Annotated in this window: 25 protein-coding genes; 14 read left to right on the top strand and 11 right to left on the bottom strand. The window is 71.7% G+C overall.

What is annotated here, in order from left to right:
• Positions 1-11: 11 nt before the first annotated feature.
• Complete coding sequence (locus tag LEL83_RS14265; RefSeq protein WP_225559305.1) at positions 12-764, top strand: TetR/AcrR family transcriptional regulator; 753 nt, start codon at positions 12-14, stop codon at positions 762-764.
• Here the strand turns inward: LEL83_RS14265 and LEL83_RS14260 are convergent.
• Together LEL83_RS14260 and LEL83_RS14255 are read right to left on the bottom strand one after the other, a co-directional pair.
• Positions 761-1432: a response regulator gene (locus tag LEL83_RS14260; protein ID WP_198657212.1), complete on the bottom strand. Its 672-nt coding sequence runs from the start codon at positions 1430-1432 to the stop codon at positions 761-763. The genes LEL83_RS14265 and LEL83_RS14260 overlap by 4 nt on opposite strands.
• A complete protein-coding gene (locus LEL83_RS14255; RefSeq protein WP_225559304.1) occupies positions 1429-2640 on the bottom strand; it encodes a sensor histidine kinase in 1212 nt (403 codons plus the stop codon). The genes LEL83_RS14260 and LEL83_RS14255 overlap by 4 nt, the downstream gene beginning before the upstream one ends.
• A 348-nt stretch (positions 2641-2988) precedes the next feature.
• On the opposite strand from LEL83_RS14255, the gene LEL83_RS14250 reads away from it, so the two are divergent.
• Positions 2989-3870 carry a manganese catalase gene (locus LEL83_RS14250; protein WP_198657213.1) on the top strand — a complete coding sequence of 294 codons (882 nt, stop codon included), beginning with the start codon at positions 2989-2991 and terminating at the stop codon, positions 3868-3870.
• Between the two features lie 82 nt (positions 3871-3952).
• On the opposite strand, the gene LEL83_RS14245 is transcribed toward LEL83_RS14250, so the two are convergent.
• Positions 3953-4258: a hypothetical protein gene (locus LEL83_RS14245; RefSeq protein ID WP_225559303.1), complete on the bottom strand. Its 306-nt coding sequence runs from the start codon at positions 4256-4258 to the stop codon at positions 3953-3955.
• Positions 4259-4270: 12 nt separating this feature from the next.
• Positions 4271-4711 carry an Hsp20/alpha crystallin family protein gene (locus LEL83_RS14240; RefSeq protein ID WP_198657215.1) on the bottom strand — a complete coding sequence of 147 codons (441 nt, stop codon included), beginning with the start codon at positions 4709-4711 and terminating at the stop codon, positions 4271-4273.
• A gap of 260 nt (positions 4712-4971) precedes the next feature.
• Here LEL83_RS14240 and LEL83_RS14235 point away from each other — a divergent pair, with 260 nt between their 5' ends.
• From LEL83_RS14235 to glgX, 4 genes are all read left to right on the top strand, one after another.
• Complete coding sequence (locus LEL83_RS14235) at positions 4972-5154, top strand: hypothetical protein (protein WP_198657216.1); 183 nt, start codon at positions 4972-4974, stop codon at positions 5152-5154.
• Between the two features lie 18 nt (positions 5155-5172).
• Positions 5173-5709 (top strand): MarR family winged helix-turn-helix transcriptional regulator, encoded by a 537-nt coding sequence (locus LEL83_RS14230; protein ID WP_225559302.1) that lies wholly within the window; start codon positions 5173-5175, stop codon positions 5707-5709.
• A gap of 94 nt (positions 5710-5803) precedes the next feature.
• Positions 5804-6418, top strand: coding sequence for a TetR/AcrR family transcriptional regulator (locus LEL83_RS14225; protein WP_225559301.1), 615 nt, complete (start codon positions 5804-5806; stop codon positions 6416-6418).
• Between the two features lie 89 nt (positions 6419-6507).
• On the top strand, positions 6508-8526 hold the full coding sequence (gene glgX / locus LEL83_RS14220) for a glycogen debranching protein GlgX (protein ID WP_225559300.1): 2019 nt from the start codon (positions 6508-6510) through the stop codon (positions 8524-8526).
• 83 nt (positions 8527-8609) lie between these two features.
• On the opposite strand, the gene LEL83_RS14215 is transcribed toward glgX, so the two are convergent.
• Together LEL83_RS14215 and LEL83_RS14210 are read right to left on the bottom strand one after the other, a co-directional pair.
• Complete coding sequence (locus LEL83_RS14215) at positions 8610-9713, bottom strand: Gfo/Idh/MocA family protein (RefSeq protein WP_198657220.1); 1104 nt, start codon at positions 9711-9713, stop codon at positions 8610-8612.
• Positions 9710-10510 (bottom strand): sugar phosphate isomerase/epimerase family protein, encoded by an 801-nt coding sequence (locus LEL83_RS14210; RefSeq protein WP_198657221.1) that lies wholly within the window; start codon positions 10508-10510, stop codon positions 9710-9712. Before LEL83_RS14210 ends, LEL83_RS14215 begins: the two co-directional genes overlap by 4 nt.
• A gap of 220 nt (positions 10511-10730) precedes the next feature.
• Here LEL83_RS14210 and LEL83_RS14205 point away from each other — a divergent pair, with 220 nt between their 5' ends.
• From LEL83_RS14205 to LEL83_RS14185, 5 genes are all read left to right on the top strand, one after another.
• Positions 10731-12026, top strand: coding sequence for an MFS transporter (locus LEL83_RS14205; protein WP_198657222.1), 1296 nt, complete (start codon positions 10731-10733; stop codon positions 12024-12026).
• A 98-nt stretch (positions 12027-12124) separates the two neighbouring features.
• Positions 12125-13465 (top strand): carboxylesterase family protein, encoded by a 1341-nt coding sequence (locus LEL83_RS14200; protein WP_225559299.1) that lies wholly within the window; start codon positions 12125-12127, stop codon positions 13463-13465.
• Between the two features lie 44 nt (positions 13466-13509).
• The gene (locus LEL83_RS14195; protein WP_198657224.1) at positions 13510-14100 is read left to right on the top strand and encodes a TetR/AcrR family transcriptional regulator; all 591 of its coding nucleotides are present in this window, start codon (positions 13510-13512) and stop codon (positions 14098-14100) included.
• Between the two features lie 88 nt (positions 14101-14188).
• Positions 14189-14629: an NUDIX hydrolase gene (locus tag LEL83_RS14190; RefSeq protein WP_198657225.1), complete on the top strand. Its 441-nt coding sequence runs from the start codon at positions 14189-14191 to the stop codon at positions 14627-14629.
• 15 nt (positions 14630-14644) lie between these two features.
• Complete coding sequence (locus LEL83_RS14185) at positions 14645-14950, top strand: hypothetical protein (protein WP_225559298.1); 306 nt, start codon at positions 14645-14647, stop codon at positions 14948-14950.
• A gap of 32 nt (positions 14951-14982) precedes the next feature.
• Here LEL83_RS14185 and LEL83_RS14180 read toward each other — a convergent pair whose 3' ends face one another.
• Both LEL83_RS14180 and LEL83_RS14175 read right to left on the bottom strand, forming a co-directional pair.
• Positions 14983-15699, bottom strand: coding sequence for an alpha/beta fold hydrolase (locus tag LEL83_RS14180; protein WP_225559297.1), 717 nt, complete (start codon positions 15697-15699; stop codon positions 14983-14985).
• 117 nt (positions 15700-15816) lie between these two features.
• Positions 15817-16185 (bottom strand): VOC family protein, encoded by a 369-nt coding sequence (locus LEL83_RS14175; RefSeq protein WP_225559296.1) that lies wholly within the window; start codon positions 16183-16185, stop codon positions 15817-15819.
• Positions 16186-16239: 54 nt separating this feature from the next.
• Here LEL83_RS14175 and LEL83_RS14170 point away from each other — a divergent pair, with 54 nt between their 5' ends.
• The gene (locus tag LEL83_RS14170; protein WP_225559295.1) at positions 16240-16881 is read left to right on the top strand and encodes a nucleoside/nucleotide kinase family protein; all 642 of its coding nucleotides are present in this window, start codon (positions 16240-16242) and stop codon (positions 16879-16881) included.
• A 52-nt stretch (positions 16882-16933) separates the two neighbouring features.
• Entirely contained in the window at positions 16934-17767 is an 834-nt protein-coding gene (locus tag LEL83_RS14165) for an SDR family oxidoreductase (protein ID WP_225559294.1), read from the top strand.
• Positions 17768-17872: 105 nt separating this feature from the next.
• Here LEL83_RS14165 and LEL83_RS14160 read toward each other — a convergent pair whose 3' ends face one another.
• From LEL83_RS14160 to nucS, 3 genes are all read right to left on the bottom strand, one after another.
• The gene (locus LEL83_RS14160; RefSeq protein WP_225559293.1) at positions 17873-19153 is read right to left on the bottom strand and encodes an MFS transporter; all 1281 of its coding nucleotides are present in this window, start codon (positions 19151-19153) and stop codon (positions 17873-17875) included.
• Positions 19150-19824: an HAD hydrolase-like protein gene (locus tag LEL83_RS14155; protein WP_225559292.1), complete on the bottom strand. Its 675-nt coding sequence runs from the start codon at positions 19822-19824 to the stop codon at positions 19150-19152. The genes LEL83_RS14160 and LEL83_RS14155 overlap by 4 nt, the downstream gene beginning before the upstream one ends.
• A 110-nt stretch (positions 19825-19934) precedes the next feature.
• A complete protein-coding gene (gene nucS / locus LEL83_RS14150) occupies positions 19935-20630 on the bottom strand; it encodes an endonuclease NucS (protein ID WP_225559291.1) in 696 nt (231 codons plus the stop codon).
• Positions 20631-20805: 175 nt separating this feature from the next.
• Here nucS and LEL83_RS14145 point away from each other — a divergent pair, with 175 nt between their 5' ends.
• Positions 20806-22269, top strand: coding sequence for a purine-cytosine permease family protein (locus tag LEL83_RS14145; protein ID WP_225559290.1), 1464 nt, complete (start codon positions 20806-20808; stop codon positions 22267-22269).
• The last annotated feature ends 74 nt before the right edge of the window (positions 22270-22343 follow it).

Raw genomic sequence — 22343 nt, 5'->3', positions numbered from 1 at the left:
ATCGTTGTTCCGTGATCGAGCAGGGAAGCCAGCGTGACGAGACGCGTTCGCGCATCGTCGAGGTCGCCGGCACCATGCTGCGCGAACGCGGTGCCGCGGCGGTGACCACGCGGGCCGTCGCGGACGGCGCGGGCGTGCAGGCACCGACCATCTACCGGCTGTTCGGCGACAAGGACGGCCTGCTCGAGGCGGTGGCCGAGCACGCCATGGCCACGTTCTCGGCGATCAAGGCCGACGCCGTCCGGGCTGCTCGTGACGACGCGACCGACCCCGTCGAGGACCTGCGCACCGGGTGGTCGATGACGATCGGCTTCGGGCTGGCGAACCCCGACCTGTTCGTGCTGTTGAGCGACCCGGAGCGTGGCCGTCGGTCGGCAGCCGCCCGGGCCGGTACTGCGCTGCTCGCTGAACGCATCCAGCGGGTGGCCGAGGCCGGGCGACTGGCCGTGCCGGAGCGCCGCGCGGTCGAGCTCGTGCACGCGGCCGGGACCGGGGCGGTCCTCGCGGTCCTCGCCGCTCCGGCGGACGAGCGGGACCCGTCCCTCGCCGATGACGTCCTGGAGGCCGTGCTCGGGCGGATCTTGGTGTCGGGCGAGTCGACGACGGACCACCGCAGCGCGGCGTCGGACGGTCGCGGACGGGGGAACGGAGCCGTGACGAGTGCCGCGATCACCCTCCGTGCCGCAGCGCCCCGGCTCGAGCGTCTGTCGTCAGCCGAGCGGACGATGCTCGCGGAGTGGCTCGACCGGATCGCCGCGGACTAGTGCTCGCGGGTGCCCGCCAGCCCGTGGTCGTGCGCGTAGACGACGAGTTGCACCCGGTCGCGCAGCGAGAGCTTGCCGAGGATGCTCGAGATCTGGGTCTTCACCGTCGACTCGGTCACGAACTCCTTCGTGGCGATCTCGGCGTTCGAGAGGCCGCGTGACGCCCAGCCGAACACGACCCGCTCCCGTTCGGTCAGGCTCGCGAACTCGGGCGGCTGCGGGGCGGGTGCCCGTGCGACGTCGGTGCCGAAGAGCTGCGCGAGGTCGTTCGGCGCGATGACCGAGCTGCCCTCGTGCACGGCGCGCACCGCGGCGAACAGGAACGGCGGCGTGGTGTCCTTGAGCAGGAACCCGCTCGCGCCCAGGCGGATCGCGGTCGCGGCGGCCGGGTCGAGTCCGAAGGTCGTGAGCACGACCACGCGGGGCAGCGGGCCCTCGACCGCGCCGGAGTAGAGCTGCCGGACGGTCTCGACGCCGTCCATGCCGGCCATCCGCATGTCGAGCAGCACGACGTCGGGGCGGAGTTCGGGGACGAGGGCCAGGGCCTCGGCACCGTCGGAGGCCTCGCCGACCACACGCATGTCGTCCTGGGCGTCGAGCACCACCCGCAGCCCGGCGCGGAACAGCGCCTGGTCGTCGGTGAGCAGGATCCTGATCGGTTCGGTCATCGGACGGTTCCCCCTTGGACGTCGGACGGGATGCGGGCGCGTGCGGTGAACACGTCGTCGAGGACGGCGGCGTCGAACGACCCGCCGAGTGCGCCGAGGCGGGACTCCATGCCGTCGATGCCGCGGCCGGACCCCCGGGTGGTGCCGTCGCCGACCGTGTTCTCGACCTCGAGCACCAGGTCGGCACTCCGCCAGGTCTCGCGGACGACCACCGGCTCGCCGGGTGCCCCGTGCCGGAGTGCGTTCGTGAGCATCTCCTGCAGCACCCGTCGGGCGGCGGTGCCGGTGTCGGGGCGCAGGGTGCCGGGCACACCGCGCACCGTCCGGTCGACGGCCACGCCGGCGTCACGGATGCCCTGGACGATCTCCTCGAGCGAGCCGGGGCCGGTCGCGGCGGCCGAGCCGTCGACGTGCCCGAGCACCTGTCGCACCTCGACCAGGGAGCTCCGGGCGGTGCTCGCGATGGTCGCGCTCACCGCGCGGATGCGCGCCTCGTCCTCGAGGAACGGGACCGAGTCGGCCTGCGCGATGATGACGGCGAGCGAGTGTCCGACCACGTCGTGCACGTCGCGGGCGATGTCCGCGCGGATGCGCTCGGACTCGGCGACGTCGATCGCGCGGGTGGCCGTGGCTTCGGCCTCGGTGGCGACGGCCTCGGCCCGGGACGCGGCGGCCTCGGCGTCCGCGCGGCGCTCGGACTCGCGGTCGCGGGACCGGAAGGCCCGGACGGCGACCCCGCCCGCCCACACCCCGAGCAGCGCGGTGACCGGGGCGGCCATGGCGAGGAAGGCCTGGTCGCGCGGGCCGTTGATGAGCACGAGGAACCGGAAGCCCGTCGACGCCAGGTACACCGTGGCGGACGCGCCGGCGACGACGGCGAGCACACCCGACACGACGACCTCGGTCCGGCTGCCGACCACCGCGGCCGTGCCGATCACGACGAACATCGCGAGGTCGACGAGGGACGGGCGCTCGCCGCCGCCGACCTGGATGACACCGAGGACGACGATCATCGCCATCGCCGCCGACGGGGACACCCGGCGCAGGGCGATCGCCACCGACGCGGACAGGACCGCGGCGAGGCTCGCACGCTCGAGCTCGAGGTCGATGGGCAGCAGGAAGACGAACGCCGCGAGGGCCGCCCAGGCCACGTCGACGACGATCGACCGGGTGGCGAGCGGCCGGAGGAACCTGCCCCGTTCGGTCACGGTTCGATCCTCCCATGCCGCGGCGGCGTCACGCGGGGGGCGTCATGGCCATGAGCGTGACGACGGTGGTGGCCACGATCGCGGCGCAGAGCAGCAGGGTGGCGATGGTGTGCTTGGTGGACGTCTGCATGCTCCCAGCCTGCGGAACCGGCGGACCAGGGGCATCGGGCGGTGGGTGGAAGCGCCTCCGCCTGCCGGGTGAAGCCGACCGGTACCGGGGGTCCTGGCGGGCCGGAGGTCCGCCCGCGTGATCCGGCCAGTCCGAACGGCCGCCCAGTGCCCGCCGCGGAGCATCGGGACCAACAGCCGCTCGGATCGAGAGCATCCGCTGAGACGAAGGAGCACCATTTGTACTTCCACAAGCAGGAACTCCAGTTCAAGTCGACGCCCGACAAGCCCGACGCCGTCTACGCACGCAAGCTGCAGGAGGTGCTCGGCGGTCAGTACGGCGAGATCTCCGTCGCGCTGCAGTACCAGTTCCAGGCGTGGAACATGCACATCCCGGGCAAGTACCGCGACATGGTCTTCGGCATCGGTGCCGAGGAGATGGGCCACGTCGAGATGCTCGCGACGATGATCGCGCAGCTGCTCGAGAAGTCCCCGCTCGGCATCACCGAGGACGCACTGCAGGACGACCCGACCGTCGCCGCCATCGTGGGCGGCACCGACGTGCAGCACGCCATCGTCGCCGGTGCCGGCGCCCGTCCGGTGGACAGCAACGGCAACCCGTGGCAGGGCTCGTACATCACGGCGAGCGGCAACCTGCTCGCCGACTTCACCGCGAACGAGAACGCCGAGATGCAGGGGCGCGTGCAGGCTGCACGGCTGTACCACATGACCGACGACCACGGCGTGCGGGACCTGCTGTCCTTCCTCATCGCCCGCGACACCATGCACCAGAACATGTGGGCGACGGCCGCGGCCGAGCTGCGCGAGAAGGGCGTCGAGGGCTTCCCGGTGCCGAGCAACTTCCCGCAGTCCAAGGAGAACCAGGAGGTCAACTACCAGTACCTCAACTTCTCCGACGGTGCCGAGGCGAAGAACGGCCCGTGGGCGAGCGGTCCGTCGTTCGACGGCAAGGGCGAGTACACGTACCACGACGGCCCCACGACCTCGGTGCCGATGCCCCCGCCCACGCACCCCGACGTGCGGTTCTACGGCACCACCGAGCTGCCGAACGTCGTCGAGAAGACGGCCGGCCTGGTGCAGGACAAGCTCAACAAGGAGTAGTCGCGCACCGTCTGCCCACACGGTGACGAACGAACGGGAGGCGCGGTGCCGGCTGGCACCGCGCCTCCCGTCCGTCAGGTGGTCACCACCGGGCCGTCGCGACCGCGCCGGTGTCGTCCGGCGGTTCCGGCGGCGGGGCGAAGACGCCGTCGTACAGCCGGACCGCACTCCACCCCGCCACGAGCACCGCGGTCCCGAGGACCGCGGCGAGCCACGGCAGGAACGGGGCGCCGGCCCAGGCCGCCGGTGCGATCACCCAGGCCAGGAACACGCCGACCGTGCTGCCGGTCGCCCCGAGCAGGACCGCCGCCCGGCGGTCGAGGCTCGTCGCGGTGAGCGCGGCGGTGACGGCCGCGATCGCGACGAGTGCGTTGAGCAGTGCTGCCATCGCGCCCCCGTGCTACTCGGACTGCCCGCTGCCGACCGCGAGCTGCTCGGAACCGCCACCGACCGAGACGGCGATCTTGCGCGGCTTCGCGGACTCCTTGACCGGGATGGTGACGCTCAGCACGCCGTTGTCGTAGCCGGCGGTGATGCGCTCGGCGTCGAGGCCGTCGCCGAGCGTCAGCTGCCGGACGAACGAGCCGGGCTGTCGCTCGCGCGTCAGCCACTGCGACCCCTCCGGGGCGCCGAGGGTGCGCTCGGCGCGGATCGTCAGGACGGAACCGTCGACGTCGATGTCGACCGAGCCCGGGTCGATGCCGGGCAGGTCGACGTCGAGGACGTAGTGGTCACCGGTGCGGTACAGGTCCATCGGCATCGAGCGCGGGCCGGTCGCGGTGCCGAGCAGGGAGCCGGCGAGGCGGTCGAGCTCGCGGAACGGATCGAAGTTCATCGTCATCGGAATCAACTCCTTCGTGGTTCTCGTTGAGTCCCCTCGACTCAACTGCCAACGTTCTAGCACTCGACCCTGGTGAGTGCCAAACGTCTGCTCGGAGGACGCCGAGAACTGCGCTCCCGCCAGGGCTGCACCGACGACTCCGATCGTTCACCGCGCAAAACGTACAGCTGGCGAGTAGTTCGTTGGACTGATCGTTCACGGTGTGAAAGAGTTCGATCGTCCGAACGGGACGCAGGGACGCACGAAGGGTGGGACACGACATGCTCAGCACGTACTCCGGGATGCCTCGGGCCGCACGGACGGGTGGCAGCCACACCCGCGTCGGGCTGACCGACCCCGCCGTCATCGACGCCTACGTCGAGCGCCGCATCCAGGACCCCGCACTGCTCACGCGCCACGTCGAGCCGTCCTACGGCGACTTCTTCGCCGCACCCGTCAGCTAGCAAGGAGCGCATGACCGCATGCCGTTGACCGTCGTCCGTCGAGAGCACGTCCACCTCTACGCCCGCGAACCCCGGTCCGCGGCGGCCAGGACCGCCGTCGACGCGCTGCTGCGACTGCAGCACGCCGAGGACCAGCAGATCGAGTCCGCGCGCATCGAGAGCGGCCTGTCGAAGAACGAGTTCCTGGCCGTCCGCTACCTGCTCCAGGCGCACCGCGACGGCCGCGTCACCGGTCCGAAGGACCTGGCCGTGATGCTCGCGGTCTCGAACGCCTCGGTCACCAAGATCGTGGACGGGCTGGTGCAGCAGGGGCTGCTGTCCCGCACGGCACACCCCACGGACCGCCGGGCGCAGGTGCTCGCGCCGACCGACCGGGCCGCCGAGAAGATCGACGCCTCGTACGCGCCGTTCCACGAAGCCGTGGTCGAGGTGCTCGACCGGCTGTCCGACGCCGACAACGCCGTGCTGGCGGACTCCCTGACCAAGGTGGTCGAGGCGCTCGCCGCGGGTTCGCCCGCGCCCGCCGACGAGTACACGGTCGACCACCGCGCCTGACGCGACCAGGGGCGGACGGGAGGCGCGGGGCGGCGCCGCCACGGGCCTCCCGTCCGGGGGTGGCGAGAAAACCTTCCAGCGGTAAGTTGGACGCATGACGCACCCCGCGGACGAGGACGACGCGGCCCAGCCGCGCCGCGGCGGGTACCGCAAGGGCACCGAGCGCCGCGCGCAGATCCTCGACGAGATGATCCGCATGGTCGCGGAGCAGGGTGTCGACGCCTCGTCGCTCCGCTCGGTCGCCGAAGCGCTGGGGATCACGCACGCGGCTCTGCGGCACTACTTCCCGAGCCGTGACGAACTGCTGCTCGCCGTGTACCGCGAGCACGAGGTGCGCGAGCAGGGCGCCCCGGACCGGATGAAGTCGGCGATCGGGGACATGCGCGAGAGCGCGTCCCGCAACCGGGCGGTCCCGGGGCTCGTGCAGCTCTACACGACGCTGGCGGCCGACGCCGTGCAGGAGGGGCACCCGGCCACGCGCGACTTCATGCGCGAACGCTTCGCCCGACTGCGTGCCGAGCTCGCCGGCCTCATCGCGGCCGACCAGGCGGACGGCCGGATCCGTGCCGACCTGGACCCGGTCGACCTGGCCAGCCTGAGCATCGCCGCGTCGGACGGCCTGCAGGTGCAGTGGTTGCTCGACCCGGACGCCGTCGACGGCGAACGGGTGCTGCGACTGCTCGAGCAGCTCGTCCCACCCGCCCCCTGACCGCGGACCCGCGGCCCACGGGTGCGCAGACCGGCCACGGGGTACGCCAGGCGGTCGAGGGCACAGCGACCGGCCGGTAGAAGGGCAGCATGACCACTTCTTCGCGCACCCCGCTCGGCGTCACGCTCGTCGACGGGGGCGCCAACGTCGCCCTGTTCTCGAGCACCGCCGAGCGGGTCGAGTTCTGCACCTTCGACAGCGACGGCACCGAGCACCGCACCGAGCTCCGGAACCGCACCGGCTACACCTTCCACGACGTCGTGCCGGACGTCGCCGTCGGCACGCGCTACGGCTTCCGGGTGCACGGCGCCTGGGATCCGGCGAACGGGCTGCGGCACAACGGCGCGAAGCTCCTGCTCGACCCCTACGCCACCGCCGTCGACGGCTCGTACGAGTGGGGCCAGGCCCTGTTCGGCCACGACATGGACGACCCGGAGCAGATCGACGAGACCGACTCGGCCGCCGCCATGCCGAAGTCCGTCGTCGCCGACCGCGCGTTCGACTGGGACGGCGACGCGCTGCTCCACACGCCGTACGCCGACACCGTCGTGTACGAGGTGCACGTCAAGGGCTTCACCAAGCAGCACCCCGACGTGCCCGAGGAGATCCGCGGCACCTACGCCGGCCTGGCGCACCCGGCCGCGATCAAGCACCTGACCGACCTCGGCGTCACCGCCGTCGAGCTCCTGCCGACCCACCAGTTCGTGCAGGACTCGACGCTCGCCGACAAGGGACTCCGCAACTACTGGGGCTACAACAGCATCGGCTTCTTCGCCCCGCACGACGAGTACTCGTCCTCCGGCACCGCCGGTCAGCAGGTCGCCGAGTTCAAGGCGATGGTCAAGGCCCTGCACGCAGCCGGGCTCGAGGTCATCATGGACGTCGTCTACAACCACACGGCCGAGGGCAACCACATGGGCCCGACGCTGTCCTTCAAGGGCATCGACAACCAGTCGTACTACCGGCTGGTCGAGGGCGACGAGGCGAACTACTTCGACACCACGGGCACGGGCAACAGCCTGAACGTCGGGCACCCGGCTGCCCTCGGTCTCATCATGGACTCGCTGCGGTACTGGGTCGAGGAGATGCACGTCGACGGCTTCCGCTTCGACCTCGCCACCACCCTGACCCGCCAGGACGGCGAGGCCGAGAAGCACTCCGCGTTCCTCGACATCATCCACCAGGACCCCGTGCTGCGCGAGGTGAAGATGATCGCCGAGCCGTGGGACACCGCCGGCTACCAGGTCGGCGGGTTCCCGGCCGACTGGGCAGAGTGGAACGGCAAGTACCGCGACGACCTGCGTGCCTTCTGGCGCGGCGACGAGGGCACCCTGGGCGACGCCGTCCAGCGCGTGCTCGGCAGCCCCGACGTGTACGAGGGCTCGCGCCGCTCGCCGCTCTGCTCGGTCGACTTCATCACCGCGCACGACGGCTTCACCCTGGCCGACCTGACGATGTACGCCGAGAAGCACAACGAGGCGAACGGCGAGGACAACAACGACGGCGAGAGCGACAACACCTCGTTCAACGGGGGCATCGAGGGGCCGACCGACGACGGCGCGGTGAACGACTACCGCGACCGGCAGCGTCGGAACTTCCTCGGCACGCTCATGCTGTCCGCCGGTGTCCCGATGATGCTCGGTGGCGACGAGATCGCCCGCTCGCAGGGCGGCAACAACAACGCCTACTGCCAGGACGACGAGATCTCGTGGTTCGACTGGGCCGCCGCCGACCAGGACCTGCTGGCCTTCACCCGGGCGGCGATCGCGTTCCGTCGGGAGCACCAGGCGCTGCGCCCGCAGTGGTTCCGCACCGCGCCGGGCGACTCGGCGTCGACGGTGTCCGTGCTCCGTGCCGACGCCGCCGGGTTCGAGGACGGCGACTGGGCGGACGGCGGCAACCGTGCCGTGACGCTCGTGCTGACGGAGGGCGACGACACCGTGGCGGTGCTGATGAACGCATCGGACACCACGGTCGAGTTCACGCTGCCGGAGCGTCCGGGCGGTGGCACGTGGTCGCTGGGGCTGTCGAGCGACCCGGACCAGGCCGTGTCCGACGGTGCGACGACGGTGCTCGTGCGGGACGCGTCCTTCACCGCGCTGGTCTGAGGCGCGGGCTCACCGAACGGCACGGAGGTCGGGACCCGGACGGGCCCCGACCTCCGCTGCACACCGGGTGGTGCGCGGTACCGCTACGCCGTCAGCACGGCCGCCGACGGGTCGAAGTCCTCGGGCAGCGGCTCGGGCTTCGTGATGCGCGACGCGATCTCGACGGCCTGACCGGACTCGGCGGCGTCACGGATGCCGAGCATGACGTCCAGCGCGTGCGACGCGACGGCACCGGAAGCGCGCTCCGGCCGGCCCTCGGCGATGGCGCGGGCCATCTCGACCACGCCCGTCCCGCGGCCCCACGTCGAGCCCTTGTGCTCGAGCGTCGTCGGCTCGTCCTTGCCGAGCGTCCACAGCGTGCTGTCGCCGTCGAAGACGTTCGGGTCGGGCAGCACGATCGTGCCCTCCGAGCCGTTGATCTCGACGAAGCCGTTGCGGGGCAGTGCGTGCTGGAACGACAGCGTCGTCTGCGCGGACTGGCCGTCGGCGAACGAGATGAGCGCGGCGTGGTGCGTGGGCACCTCGACGGGGAACTCGGTGCCGGCGCGGGGACCCGAGCCGATCACGCGGGTCTCGCGCGACTTCGACGACGCGGCCTGCACGCGCGAGGCGGAACCGAACGCGTGGAGCAGGGTCGTGACGTAGTACGGGCCGATGTCGAACAGCGGACCGGCGCCCTGTGCGTACAGGAACTCGGGGTCCGGGTGCCACTGGTCCGGGCCGGGCACGTGGAACATCGTCGTCGCGGTGAGCGGCGTGCCGATGTCACCGCGGGCGATGGCGCGGATGGCGGTCTGGATGCCGGCGCCGAGCACGGTGTCCGGCGCCGTGGCGTAGCGGACCCCGGCTGCCGACGCGGCGTCGAGGAGCGCCTGGGCGTCCTCGGCGGTGGTCGCGACGGGCTTCTCGCTCCAGGTGTGCTTGCCGGCGGCGATGATCTGCTGGCCGACCTTGGCGTGCTCGGCCGGGATCGTGATGTTCACGACGATCGAGATGTCGTCGCGGGCCAGGAGCTCCTCGACCGTGCCGGACGCGGGCACGCCGTACTTCTCGGCCTGGGCCGCCGCGCGCTCGAGGATGAGGTCGGCGACCATCAGGACCTCGACGTCGGCGAACTGCGTGAGGTTGGTCAGGTACTGGTCCGAGATGTTCCCGGCGCCGATGACGCCGACTCCGACGCGGCTCACTTGTCGTTGTCCTCGAGCCAGGCGAGGGACTCGGTGATGCCCTCGAAGACGTCGCCGGAGTACGCGTCGAACTCGACGACGCGGATCGCCTGCGGCGCGGCGGCGAGGATGCCCGCCACGTCGACGTCGCCCTGGCCGGCCGGGGTCTGGTTCTCGAAGGCGCGCTGCAGCGCCTCGGGCACGATGAGGGCGCTCTCGGACGAGGGCAGCGCGGTGCGGATGTCGCCATCGACCTTGCCGTCCTTGACGTGGATCGCGACGACGCGGTCGCCGAGGCCGCGCAGCACGGCGGGGGCGTCGGCGCCACCGACGGTCGCCCAGAAGGTGTCGACCTCGAGGACGGTCTCCGCGGAGATCTGCGACACGAACAGGTCGTAGACGGTGCGGCCGTCGACCTTGTTCGTGAACTCCCACTGGTGGTTGTGGTACCCGAACTGCAGGCCGCGGGCGGTCGCCTCGGCGGTGAGGACGTTGACGCGCTCGGCGATCTTCGCGACGTCGTCGGCGGTCTGCCAGCGGTCGGTCGGGATGAAGGGGTCGATGACGGTGCGGATGCCGAGGCGCTCGGCGGCGTCCCAGATCGGCGCGGTGTCCTCGGCGTCGATGACGGCGACGTGGCCGGACGGTGCCTGCAGGCCGGTGGCGGCGAAGGCGCGCTCGAGGTCGGCGGCGCGCTCGACGAAGGCGTAGGGCTCGACGTTGGTGTACCCGATCTCGGCGACCCGGGCGATGGCCTTGTCGAGGTCTTCTGCGATGGCGTCGCGCAGCGAGTACAGCTGCACAGAGGTGGTGGGCATTGCCTGGGCTCCTTCGGTCCTGTCTGGGTGTCACGACACGCAGGTGTCGCAGTCCGTCGAGGAGCGATGCTCCACGGCGAGATCGATCACGACGCTACCCCAAAAACCACCCGGTGTGTAGTTTTTCGACCGCGCCGGAGTTGCACACGACACGTGTCGTTGTATGCTCGCGTCGGAAAAACCTTGCCGAGCAAGGTTTTCATCGACTCAAGGAGGCGTCATGAGCACACCCGAACCCGGCAGCCCGGCACTGCTCAACCCGGAAGAGGGCATCACCCAGCCCGTCAGCACGGTCAAGGTGGGCATCGGCTACCAGATCGCGCTGTTCCTCGGACAGTTCGGCCTCTTCGTCGCGCTCATGGCCCCCGTCTACGTGAGCATGCAGCTCAAGGCGCAGGCCCTGGTCGGCGACGACGCGGCGGACGTCATCGGCTCGGTCCTGCCGATCGGTGCCTTCGGTGCGCTCATCATGAACCCCCTGGCGGGTGCCCTGTCCGACCGCACCCGCACGCGCTGGGGCCGTCGTCGCCCGTGGCTGCTCAGCGGTGTCGTCGTCTTCGCGATCGCCCTCGCCTGGATCGCCTACGCACCGGACGTCCTCAACCTGACGCTGGCCTGGCTGCTCGCCCAGCTCGCCGCGAACGCCACGCTCGCCACCCTGCTCGCGAGCTTCGCCGACAACGTGCCCCAGCTGCAGCGCGGCCGGTCATCCAGCATCATCGCGCTCGCGCAGAACATCGCCGTGCTCGCCGGCACCTACCTGTCGGTGTTCTTCGTCGCGAACCTGCCCGTGCTGTTCATCGCGCCGGGCATCCTGGCGATCATCCTGGTCGCGGTCTACGCCGTCGTCGCGCGGGACGAACTGCCGACGTACCAGCTCAAGAAGTTCACGTTCCTGAACCTCATCTCGTCGTTCTGGACGAACCCGGTCAAGAACCCGGACTTCGCGTTCGCCTGGTGGTCGCGCTTCCTCATCATCCTGGCGACGTTCATGTTCACGACGTACCGACTGCTCTACATGCAGGAGCACATCGGGATCGAGAAGGCGCAGGACGCCACGGCCGCCGTCGCCTTCGGCGTCCTGCTGTACACGATCGCGCTCCTGGTGAGCGCCGCCCTGTCCGGCTGGCTGTCCGATAAGATCGGCCGCCGCAAGATCTTCGTCGGCGGGTCGACGGCGATGTTCGCGGTCGGGCTCGTCGTGCTCGCCCACGCCGAGACGGTCACCGGCTTCTACGTCGCCGAGATCATCATGGGCTTCGCGTACGGCATCTACTCCGCGATCGACACCGCTCTGGTGGTCGACGTCCTGCCGAACGCCGACCGGCCCGGCAAGGACCTCGGGGTCATCAACATCGCGAACGCGCTGCCGCAGTCGCTCGCGCCGGCGATCGCCCTGTTCTTCCTGAAGATCGGTTCGGACCACGCCGACAACTACGCCCTGATGTGCTGGGCCGCGGGCGCGGTCGCACTGCTCGGCGCGCTCGTCGTCATCCCGATCAAGCGGGTGCGGTAGCACCCGTCGCGCAGAGCAACTGGACGACGGACGGGAGGCCCGTGGCGACCCCGCCACGGGCCTCCCGTCCGTCAGGGGCCCCGGATAGCGTGGACGGCATGCTCGACGCGACACCCGCCCCTTTCGACACCCCCGCCGGACGCATCGTCGGGACGGTCGACGGTGACGTGGTGCGGGTGCTCGGCGTGCCCTACGCGCGAGCCGAGCGCTTCGCGCCGCCCGAGCCGATGCCGCCCTCTGCGGACGAACTGCACGCCACGACCCCGTCGCCGGTCGCCCCGCAGCCGCAGGCCCAGTTCGTCGACGCACTGCTCGACCCCGTCGAGGGGATCGAGGTCGACGAGCACTGCCAGCGGCTGTCGATCACCCTGCCTGCCGACCTCGCGCCCGACGAGCGCCTGCCCGTGATGGTGTGGATCCACGGCGGCTCCTACGTGATCGGCGGCGGCGACCTGCCGATCTACGACGCCCGCGACCTGGTGACCGAGCAGCGCGTCATCGTGGTCTCGGTGACGTTCCGGCTCGGCGTGCTCGGGTTCCTCGGCGACGGCAGGACGATCCCGGCGAACCTCGGGCTCCTCGACCTGGTCGAGTCGCTGCGCTGGGTCCGGGCGAACATCGCGGCGTTCGGCGGCGACCCCGACCTGGTGACGGTGTTCGGACAGTCCGCCGGGGGCGACGCCGCCGCCCACCTGATGATCAGCGCGGGCGCTCGCGGACTGTTCCGCCGGGTGATCATCCAGAGCGCGCCGCTCGGGCTCTCCCGCCGTCGGGCGCGGATGAACCGCGCGATGGTCCGTGCCGTGGGCGCCGTGCACGCCGACACCCCGCTCGACGACCTGCTCGAGCGACAGCAGGCCGGTACCCGTGCGGCCGCCCCCTACGGCCTGGCCGGGGGCATGCCCTTCGGCACGCAGTACGGCTTCGCGCCGCTGCCGGCGGAACGCGACCTCGACGCTGCGTGGAGTGCGGTCGCGCCGGACGTCGACGTCCTGATCGGGTCGGCGACCGACGAGACGGGCATGTACGTGCCGCTCATCCCCGGACTCCGCAGGATCGCTCGGTCGCGCGTGCTCCGACCGGCCCTCCGGTGGTGGCTCGTCCGACCGCTGTCCGACGTGATCTACGGGCGCGACGTCCGCCGGTTCACCGCACGACACCGCCGTGCGGGCGGACGAGCCACGTCGTACCGACTCGTCCGGGGCGTGACCACGAAGCCGACCGGTGCCGTGCACATGAGCGACCTGCCGCTGCTGCTCGGTGGGCGGCAGGCGTGGGCCGGCACCCGCTTCGTGCCGGAACGCGACTGGCCCGAGGTCGAGCGTCGCGGTCGGGCCTTCCGCGCCGTCTGGGCCGGGTTCGCCCGCACCGGCGAGGTCACCGCGCCCGACGACGAGACCCTGACCTTCGACCGCGACCCGGGTGTCCGCGCCCCCTGAACTGGCGGTCGCGGGGCACCCACCGTCCCCGCACAATCGTCTCCATGCCCACGACCGACGCCGCCCTCCGCGCCCAGATCGTGGCGGGGGCGATCAGCGCCTACCGCGTCGGGGACTTCCACCGGGTCGGACCCGACGACGTCGCCGCGCACGCCGGGGTCCCGGTCGCCGAGCTCCAGCGGGTGTACCCGGTCTGGGCGCTCCTGGTCGTCGCCGTCATGGACCGCTGGGTCGACGGCAGCCGCCGGGCGCTCTGGCCGATCGCCGAGCACGAGGGCGCGGTCGCGTACCTGCGCGCCCGACTCGTCGCCGGTGTCGAGGACCCGGCACTGGTCCGCCTGCGCGTGGCCGTGCTCAGCGCGACGTCGAACCCGGACCACGCCGCCACCGGCTGGTTCCGCACCCAGTACGCACGGACGTTCGAGGACGTCACCATCGCGCTCGCGCGCGACGTCGTCGCCGGTCGCGAGCCGCGGGGCGCGTCCCCCCGGCACGCCGCCGAGCAGCTGCTCGCACTGTACGAGGGCCTGCAGTTGCAGTCCGTCATCCGCGACGACGGCGACCCCCTGGCCGGTTACGACCGCGCGGTCTCGCGGATGCGCGCCGGCTGGGCGGCGGCTCGCGTCGCGGTCTGAACCCGACGACCGCGCGCGGCCCGGTGCACGGTCTGGAGGCACGGCGCGGCTCGCCGTCGTCGGCCCACCCACCTGGCATGGTCGGCCCATGGAGTACACCGACTACGACACCCGTCTCGCCGCCTACGGCGTGATCACGGACGGGTCCCGGGTGCTCCTGGCACGGCTGCGCCACCCCGACGCGGGCACGTGGACGCTGCCGGGCGGCGGGGTCGAGTTCGACGAGACGGTCGAGCAGGCCGTCGCGCGCGAGGTCCGTGAAGAGACCGGCTACGAGGCCGAGGTCGGCGCCCTGCTCGGGGTCCGCCACCACACCGTGCCCGCCGAGCGCCGCATCCACCGGAACGGCCGGCCGATGAAGGCCGTGCAGGTGGTGTTCCGGGCGACCGTCGTCGGGGGTGCCCTGCGCGACGAGCTCGACGGTTCGACGGACGAGGCGCGATGGATCCCGATCGCCGACCTCCCGCAGTACCGGCACGGGCTGCTCGTCCCCATCGCCCTGGGCTGGGCGGGTGCCCTGTCCCGATGACCGCGTCACCCCGTCGTGGCTGAAGCGGTCCTCCTCGCGGCGGGCATCGTGCTCGTCGTCGGGACCGTCGCGCTCCTGCTGTGGCGTGTCCGGAACCCGACCTGGGTACGTGACGCGCAGCTCACCCAGAACGCCAGCCCTGTCATCAGCCTGGTCATGCTCGTGCTCGGCGCACTGCTGGTCGCACTCGCCAGCGCCCTCGGGGTCGTCCTCATCGCGACGGGGCACGGCATGGTCGGGTGGACGATGGTCTGCCTCGCCGCGGCCGGACTGGCTCACGTGTCGGTCTCGGTCTGGATCCGACGGCGACCACTTCCGTAGCGGGGGTCGCACCAGCCCTCGAGAGGCGATCGTCACGTGAACACCTCGGGGAGGGCGGCGACGAACTCGTCGAAGTGGCTGTACCAGACGGAGTGCGCTGCGCCGGGGACGTCACGGACGATCACGCCACGGCCGCTGTGCAGTGCCGCCGTCTCGTCGTCGACGTACGAGCTCGGCTCCGCTCGGAGGATGATCGATCCGGGCTCCGGCTGGAAGGAGACTCCTGGACCCGTCGCTTGCGCGGCCGCAGTGGCGGGGTCGAAGCACTCGGCTGCACGCGCCTCGACGACACAGTCCTGGTCGCTGTAGAACGGCCGGGATGCTCGGAGTCCGTCGACCGTCCGGGAGCGCCTGTCCTGCTCGTACGCGGCGGTCAGTTCGGCCCGGTCCCAGCCGCCACGTGTGGTGAAGGGAGTGTCGATGTACACCGACAGCTTCGGCGTGAGCACCCCGGCGTCCACAGCCGCAGCGAGCAGCAAGCCACCGTACGAATGGCCCATGACGAGGTCTGGCATCGGCCCGCACTCGTCGGCAGTGGACTCCGCGATCGAGCGCGCAGCGCGATCCACCGTCATGGTGTCATCGCGCGGAGACCTCCCGTGACCGGGGAGATCGATCGCGAGGACGCGGTGGCCACTCGCGACCAGCAGCGGGACGACTCGCCACCAACTCTCCCGTGACCCGGTCATCCCGTGCAGGAGCAGCGCCGTGCGTTCCCCCTGGCCCTGCACCTCGACGTGGAGCTTCATCGGGGTATCGAAGCACAGGGCAGAGAAGAACTGCGGCCGATGACGGGCCGCCCTGGTGCGCGACTGGCTCGCCCGGATCGACCGGTAGCCCCTCGGCGGCGTGGGCTCAGGACGTCGTCACTCCTCGACGACACTGAGGACGTTGCCCGACGGGTCGGTGAACCAGGCGATGAGCGGCCCGCCCGTCCGGTTCACACCCCGGTCGTCGGTCATCCCCTCGTACTGCAGGAACGTGATGCCCTCCGCGGTGAGCTCGTCGACCGCGGCGTCGACGTCCGGCACCGGGAAGTTCAGCACCGTGAAGGTCGCCGGTTCGTGGGCGGGACCCTTCGGGTAGACGAGCACCCGGTGGCCACCGCCGAGCTGCAGGAAGAGCATGCCGTGGTCCTCGGTGACCTCGACCCCCAGGACGTCCCGGTAGAACGCCGTCGCCTCGGGCACGTCGCGCACCGAGAACCCACTGAACGCCTTCGTCGCATCGACCATGCGGCAAGTGAACCACCGCCCCGCGACGTCGGTGCGCTCTGCGAGGATGGGGCCGTGAGCGACCCGGGCACCACCGTCGACCAGGCCGTCGAGCGTGCCGTCGAACTGGCTCGTTCCGGCAGCCGCGCGGTGCTCGGCATCGCCGGGGCGCCGGGTGCGGGCAAGTCCACGCTCGCGCAGCGCGTCGTGGCCGCCGTGGACGACCGCCTCGGCGTGGGCACGGCCGTGCAGGTCCCGATGGACGGGTTCCACCTGTCGAACGCGGCGCTCGACGCCCTCGGCCGGCACGATCGCAAGGGCGCGGCCGACACCTTCGACGCCGACGGCTACGTCGCGCTCGTGCGCAGGCTGGTCGCCGCCGACGAGGACGTCGTGTGGGCGCCGGACTTCGACCGACGCGTCGACGAGCCCGTCGCGGGCAGCATCGCGGTGCCGCGTGCGACCCGGTTGGTGGTGTCCGAGGGGAACTACCTGCTCGACGACGCCGCACCGTGGTCGGCGCTCGCCGGACTGTTCACCGAGACCTGGTTCTGCGCCGTCGACGACGACGTGCGCCTCGACCGCCTGGTCGGCCGGCACGTGCGGCACGGCCGCGACCACGACGCGGCCCGCACCTGGGCGGTGGAGGTGGACGGCGTGAACGCCGCGAGGGTCGCGCCCACGGTGATCCGGGCCTCCAGGACGGTGTGGACGTGACCGACGACCGAAGTGACCGCACCACCGAGCCGACACCACACGAGGAGCGACCATGACCATCGCCATCACCGGAGCGACCGGCAACATCGGCGGCGCAGTCAGCGCCGCGCTCGCCGCGGACGGCGTGCCGTTCCGGATGCTCGTGCGTGACGCGTCGCGCGCCCCGCAGCTGCCGGGCACGGACGTCGCCGTCGCGACCTACGCCGACGCCGAGGCGAGCCGGGCGGCGCTCGACGGGGTCGAGGTCCTGCTCATGGTGTCCGGCGCCGAGGCCGAGGACCGCCTCGACCAGCACCGCACGTTCGTCCGGGCCGCCGCCGAGGCCGGCGTGCGGCACGTCGTCTACACGTCGTTCCTCGGCGCGGCGCCGGACGCGACCTTCACGCTGGGGCGCGACCACTGGGCGACCGAGCAGGCGATCCGCGAGAGCGGGATGGCGTTCACGTTCCTGCGCGACAGCTTCTACCTGGACTTCGTCGAGGACCTGGTGGGCGAGGACGGCGTGATCCGCGGGCCGGCCGGCGACGGCGCCATGGCCGCGGTGGCCCGGGCCGACGTGGCGCGGGTCGCGACCGCGGTGCTGCACGACCCGGACGCGCACCGTGACCAGACGTACGACCTGACCGGGCCGGAGGCGATCACCCTCGCCCAGGCGGCCGCGATCGTGTCCGAGGTGCGCGGCCGCAGCGTCAGCTACCACCCGGAGACGCTCGACGAGGCGTACGCGTCACGGGCGCAGTGGGACCCGGAGCCGTGGCAGGCCGACGCGTGGGTGAGCACCTACACGGCGATCGCCGAGGGGGCACTCGCGCAGGTGTCGGGCGACGTCGAGCGGATCACGGGGCGGGCGCCGATGTCCCTGCGCGAGGTCCTGGAGGCGCGCTGACCGCGGGAGTGCGTCGCGGTCGCGTGCGCACTTCGTGAGCAGGAATGGTCGGGTTGCGCGCGACCACTCGACCATTCCTGCTCACGAAGCGTGGCGCAGGTGAGCTCAGGCGACCCGGCGTGCGGCGATCGTCCCCGCGACGCCGAGGGTCAGCACCGAGACGAGCACGACGAGCAGCGGTGCGGTCCAGGTGCCCGTCGCTCCGTGCAGCGCACCCGCGACGAGGGGTCCGGCCGAGCCCAACAGGTACCCACCGCCCTGCACGAAGGCGGACATCCGCCGGGCGTCGGCGTCGCTCGACACGATGCGGACGATCACGATGAAGATCACGGTGATGCCGCCGCCCTGTGCAGCCCCGCCCAGCACCGACCACAGCAACCAGAGCTGCGGCGCGAACAGCAGGCCGAGCGGCATCGCGAGCCAGAGGAACCCGACCAGGGCGATGATCGCGCGGGGCCGCCACCGCGTCGCGAGCAGCGGGACCCCGAGCGCCCCGACCACGGCGAGGATCTGGAACACCGACGAGCTCGCGCCCGACGACGCCTTCGAGAAGCCGATCTCGTCGTGCAGCAGGGTCGGGATCCAGGCGGTGAGGGCGTAGTACGAGAACGCCTGGCCGCCGAACGCCAGCGTCAGGCCCCAGGTGATGAGCCGTCGCGCGGGCCGGATCGGTTCGGCAGCGGCGACGCGTGCGGCCTCGGCGGCCCGTGCGGTGCGGATCGCGCCGGTGTCGAGCACCTGGTCGATCGGACCGGTCACGGGCAGGGGTTCGTCCTGCGCCGTCGGCAGCGGGCGTCGCCAGGCCGCGCGACCGCCGACCGCGTAGGTCCAGGCCGCCGCGGCGATCAGGGCGAAGAGCGCCCAGATCGCGATGGCGACCGGCCAACCCCACAGCGCGGCCAGGGGAGCGGTGCCGAGCGACGTGATCATCGACCCGACGTTGAGCGCCGACGTGTAGACCCCGGTGACCAGGCCGACGCGCTCCGGCGAGGTGTCACGCCGGATCACGACCGGGATCACCACGTTGCCGATCGTGATGCCGATGCCGATGACCGCGGTGCCGATGAGCAGCGCGGCCGAGCTCGGGACGGACCGGACGACGGTGCCGACGAGCACGATGACGAGCGACAGTGACACCGCCCGCTCGGGGTCGGCCTTCGCGATGACCCAGCTGGCGAACGGCGTCGCCAGCGCGAAGCACAGCACCGGGATCGTCGTGAGCAGGCCGGCGATCGTCGCGGTCAGCCCGAGGTCGGCGCGGACGTCGCCGATGACCGGGGCGGTCGCGACGATCGGGCCGCGGAAGTTCAGCGCGATGAGGACGATGGCGGCCGGCAGCAGCCAAGCGGCGCCGCGGAGCCCCTGCCGGGCGACCTCGCCGCTCATGCGGACGGCGGCGAGGACGGCAGCAGGATCGGCAGCAGGTCGAGCGGGGTCGCGGCCCGGGCGATGGTGCCCTCGGCCTCGTGCGGAGCGCCGTAGCCCCACTCGGCGAAGACGACCGGGACGCCGTGCACGGTCGCGCCCTGGACGTCGTGCTCCCGGTCGCCGATGAGCACCGGCCGGCTGATGTCGAAACCCCGCGCCTCGAGCCGGCGCAGTGCCTCCTCGACGACGTCGGCCTTGCTCGACCGGACCTCGTCGTCGCTCGCGCCGGTGATGATGTCGATGTCCCCGGTCAGGCCGTAGTGCTCGAGGATGTAGGTCGCGGGGGTCTCCGGCTTGCTCGTCGCCGTGGAGATCGGCAGGCCGGCCTGGTGCAGGGTGCGCAGCACGACGTCGATGTCGGGGAACATCGCCGAGTCGAGGGCGCCGTGCGAGAAGTAGTGCTCGCGGTAGACGGCGAGGGTGCGGTCGGCGAGCTCGTCGTCCATGCCCATCGCGATCCGGAACGTGTCCATGATCGGCGGGCCCACGAACGACATCAGGGTGTCGTGGTCGGGCACCGGCACGCCGACGGTGCGGAAGGTGTGGGTGAGGCTCTCGAGGATGCCCGGAGCGGAGTCGCTGATGGTGCCGTCGAGGTCGAACAGGATGGCGGAGAACGGGCTGGTCATGTCCTGCCCACCCTAGCCGGGCGGTGGCGGGCGACCACCCGGGTTGCGGCGGTGACGGGGCGGGCGCACGCCGCGCCTCCAGGCCGGGGGACCGGACGGTCCGGCGCCGGTCAGAACAGGCGGGTGTGCCCGCCCTCGATGCCGCGCATCGCGTCGTAGTCGAGCACGAGGACGCGGATGCCGCGGTCCTCGGCGAGCGTGCGCGCCTGCGGCGCGACCGTCTGCGCGGCGAGCACGCCCTGCACCGGACGCAGGTGCGGGTCGCGGTTCATGAGCTCGAGGTACCGGGTGAGCTGCTCGACCGCGTCGATGCCGGCGTTCCGCTTCATCTCGACCGCGACGCTCGCTCCCGCGTCGTCACGCGCCAGGATGTCGACCGGGCCGATGGCGGTCATGTACTCGCGGCGCACCAGGGTGTGGCCGTCCCCGAGCAGCTCGATCTGCTCCGCGAGCAGCTGCTGCAGGTGCGCCTCGACCCCGTCCTTCACCAGGCCCGGGTCGACGCCCAGGTCGTGGGACTCGTCGGCGACGACCTCGTGCAGGGACACGATGAGCTTGTCCTGCGTCTTCTTCTGCGTGACCGTCCACACCTGCGTGATGCCGGCGCTCGACTGCTCGTCGTCGGGTTCGCTGATCTCGATCGAGCACGGCGGGCTCATCCAGTTCAGCGGCTTGTAGCTGCCGCCGTCGGAGTGCACGAGCAGCGAGCCGTCCGCCTTGAGCATGAGCAGGCGGGTCGCGAGCGGCAGGTGGGCGGAGAGCCGGCCCGCGTAGTCGACGGAGCAACGGGCGATGACGAGACGCACCTCGGAAGCCTAACGGGCGGGCGTTCGCCGACGTGCGAGCGACTCGGCCGGTGCACTGTGCCCGGATTCACGTGCCCGTAACGACGTTCTGCACATGTACGCCGCGACGGCAGGGTCCTACCGTGGCTCCCAATCCGATCGGCCCCCACGCCGAATCCTTCCCCGAGGAGCCCCCATGGCCAGCGAGACCGCAGTGTCAGCACCACGAAGCCCGCGCGGCGAGTCGGTCGTCGTCGACGACTACTCGCTCAGCCGTGTCCCGATGTCCGCCCGCTACGGCTGGTTCCAGGTCGCCGTGCAGCGATTCGGACAGATCTCGGCCCTGTCGCAGTTCCTGCTCGGCGCGACGCTCGGCTTCGGCATGGGCTTCTGGGAGGCCTTCTGGGCGATCACGCTCGGTGCCGTCATCCTCGAGATCGTCTCGGTGCTCGTCGGTGTCATCGGCGTGCGCGAGGGGCTGAACACGTCGGTCATCGCCCGCTGGACCGGGTTCGGCAAGGCCGGGTCGGCGCTGGTGGGCCTGGCGATCGGCCTGAGCCTGATCGGCTGGTTCGGCATCCAGTCGGGCGTCTCGGCAGCCGGGCTCGTCGCGATCCTGCCGATCCTGCCCGCATGGGCCTGGTCGCTCGTGTTCGGGCTGCTCGTCACGGCGATCGTCCTGCGCGGGTTCAACTCGATGCAGTGGCTGGCGAACGTGACCGTGCCGCTGTTCCTCGTCCTGGTGGGCTGGGCGGTGGTGGTCGAGCTGAGCCAGCACTCGATCGCCGAGCTCGCCGCGCGGGCCCCGGCCGGCCCGGAGCTCAGCTTCGTCGCGGGCACCACGCTCGTCGCCGGCGGGTTCATCGTCGGTGCGGTCATCACGCCCGACATGACGCGCTTCAACCGCACCACCGGCGACGTCGTGAAGCAGACCCTGCTCGGCGTGACGCTCGGTGAGTACGTGATCGGCCTGGCGGGCGTCCTGCTCGCACACGCCGTCGGCTCCGCGGACATCACCCGCGTGATCACGTCGAGCGTCGGCTGGGTCGGCATCCTGGTGATCCTGCTCGGGACGTTCAAGATCAACGACTGGAACATCTACAGCTCGAGCCTGGGCGTGACGAACTTCATCGACGCGGTGTTCGGCAAGCAGGTGAACCGCGGCCTGGTCACGCTCGTGATGGGTGTCGTCGGGTCGGTGCTCGCCGCGGTCGGGTTCCTCGGCGCACTCGCCCCGTTCCTCACGGTGCTCGGGGTCGTCTTCCCGCCGATCGCCGGGATCATGGTCGCCGAGTACTTCGTGGTGAAGCGGTGGCGGCGTGAGCTGAGCGGCGCCGAGAACATCCCCGCGACCTCGCCGACCTGGGTGCCGGCCACCCTGGTGATCTGGGCGGTCGCCTCGCTGATCGGGTACTTCGTGGCCGTCGGCATCCCCTCGATCAACTCCGTGGTCATCGCGTTCGTGCTCTACGTGATCGCCGGCAAGACCGGCCTGGTGCGGGGCGTGGGCGTGAGCCGCACCGAGTCGGCACCCACGGCCGACGCGCCCACGGCGGCCGCTGCCCAGCCCGCCGGGACCGGCGCCCAGCCCGCGACGGCCGGCGAGCAGCCCACGGCGCCCGGCACCCAGCCCGCCACGGCCGGCGAGCAGCCCGCCTGACGGGCCCCCGAACGGCCGGTCGCGGCGTCGCGCACCTGATCCGCGTGACGGCGCGGCCGGTCCCCACCACCCCA

Origin of the sequence: Curtobacterium oceanosedimentum (genome assembly GCF_020297365.1) — a bacterium.
Lineage (GTDB): Bacteria > Actinomycetota > Actinomycetes > Actinomycetales > Microbacteriaceae > Curtobacterium.
Note: the sequence above shows the minus strand (reverse complement) of the source record. Positions and strands in the feature narration are given on the sequence as shown.

What these genes read in the sequence shown, in the direction of transcription:
- LEL83_RS14160 (WP_225559293.1), bottom strand. Translation starts at nt 19,153, where the DNA reads ATGAGCGGCGAGGTCGCCCGGCAGGGGCTCCGCGGCGCCGCTTGGCTG.
- glgX (WP_225559300.1), top strand. Translation starts at nt 6,508, where the DNA reads ATGACCACTTCTTCGCGCACCCCGCTCGGCGTCACGCTCGTCGACGGG.
- LEL83_RS14200 (WP_225559299.1), top strand. Translation starts at nt 12,125, where the DNA reads ATGCTCGACGCGACACCCGCCCCTTTCGACACCCCCGCCGGACGCATC.
- LEL83_RS14165 (WP_225559294.1), top strand. Translation starts at nt 16,934, where the DNA reads ATGACCATCGCCATCACCGGAGCGACCGGCAACATCGGCGGCGCAGTC.
- LEL83_RS14205 (WP_198657222.1), top strand. Translation starts at nt 10,731, where the DNA reads ATGAGCACACCCGAACCCGGCAGCCCGGCACTGCTCAACCCGGAAGAG.
- LEL83_RS14240 (WP_198657215.1), bottom strand. Translation starts at nt 4,711, where the DNA reads ATGACGATGAACTTCGATCCGTTCCGCGAGCTCGACCGCCTCGCCGGC.
- LEL83_RS14195 (WP_198657224.1), top strand. Translation starts at nt 13,510, where the DNA reads ATGCCCACGACCGACGCCGCCCTCCGCGCCCAGATCGTGGCGGGGGCG.
- LEL83_RS14145 (WP_225559290.1), top strand. Translation starts at nt 20,806, where the DNA reads ATGGCCAGCGAGACCGCAGTGTCAGCACCACGAAGCCCGCGCGGCGAG.
- LEL83_RS14190 (WP_198657225.1), top strand. Translation starts at nt 14,189, where the DNA reads ATGGAGTACACCGACTACGACACCCGTCTCGCCGCCTACGGCGTGATC.
- LEL83_RS14180 (WP_225559297.1), bottom strand. Translation starts at nt 15,699, where the DNA reads ATGAAGCTCCACGTCGAGGTGCAGGGCCAGGGGGAACGCACGGCGCTG.
- LEL83_RS14245 (WP_225559303.1), bottom strand. Translation starts at nt 4,258, where the DNA reads ATGGCAGCACTGCTCAACGCACTCGTCGCGATCGCGGCCGTCACCGCC.
- LEL83_RS14210 (WP_198657221.1), bottom strand. Translation starts at nt 10,510, where the DNA reads ATGCCCACCACCTCTGTGCAGCTGTACTCGCTGCGCGACGCCATCGCA.
- LEL83_RS14175 (WP_225559296.1), bottom strand. Translation starts at nt 16,185, where the DNA reads ATGGTCGATGCGACGAAGGCGTTCAGTGGGTTCTCGGTGCGCGACGTG.
- LEL83_RS14235 (WP_198657216.1), top strand. Translation starts at nt 4,972, where the DNA reads ATGCTCAGCACGTACTCCGGGATGCCTCGGGCCGCACGGACGGGTGGC.
- LEL83_RS14260 (WP_198657212.1), bottom strand. Translation starts at nt 1,432, where the DNA reads ATGACCGAACCGATCAGGATCCTGCTCACCGACGACCAGGCGCTGTTC.
- LEL83_RS14225 (WP_225559301.1), top strand. Translation starts at nt 5,804, where the DNA reads ATGACGCACCCCGCGGACGAGGACGACGCGGCCCAGCCGCGCCGCGGC.
- LEL83_RS14155 (WP_225559292.1), bottom strand. Translation starts at nt 19,824, where the DNA reads ATGACCAGCCCGTTCTCCGCCATCCTGTTCGACCTCGACGGCACCATC.
- LEL83_RS14230 (WP_225559302.1), top strand. Translation starts at nt 5,173, where the DNA reads ATGCCGTTGACCGTCGTCCGTCGAGAGCACGTCCACCTCTACGCCCGC.